The organism is Micromonospora sp. BL1 (assembly GCF_003667485.1).
Taxonomy (GTDB): Bacteria; Actinomycetota; Actinomycetes; order Mycobacteriales; family Micromonosporaceae; genus Micromonospora; species Micromonospora tulbaghiae.
The window spans coordinates 1-421 of record NZ_RCVK01000354.1; the positions used below are offsets into that span (position 1 = coordinate 1).

The 421-nt window shown below is 34.2% G+C and carries 1 protein-coding gene; it reads left to right on the forward strand.

Annotated elements, in window-relative coordinates; genetic code table 11:
• Positions 1–21: 21 nt before the first annotated feature.
• A partial coding sequence (locus tag EAD96_RS30910) for a hypothetical protein (protein ID WP_199733315.1) occupies positions 22–421 on the forward strand: 400 nt, incomplete at its 3' end.

The following is a 421-nucleotide window of genomic DNA, read 5'->3' on the forward strand; positions in this document are numbered from 1 at the left end:
ATATAATACATTGGGGGATATATGAATAAGGTAAGAAAAGAAATTATTAAAAATAATGAAGTTTCAAGAATGGTTACCTATACTCTTGGAGGATACGAGCAAAAAGTATTGTTAGAAGGAAAGCATGAAAATGCACAAGTTTTAATTTTTCTACACGGTGGACCGGGAACGCCCATACCATTTTCAGCAGGCTGCCGTGGAATGTTCCCAGAGTTTACTGACCAGTGTATTATGGTGGATTGGGATCAAATTGGATGTGGAATTAACAATTATGTTATTGATGATAATTTTACAGTTGATAAATTTGTAGATATGACAGTAGATTTAATTAAAGCAGTAAAGAAGGAGTTCGCTAATAATAAGATTAATTTATTTGCAGTTTCGTGGGGATCTGTTTTGGCAGCAAAAGCAGCTGTAAGAG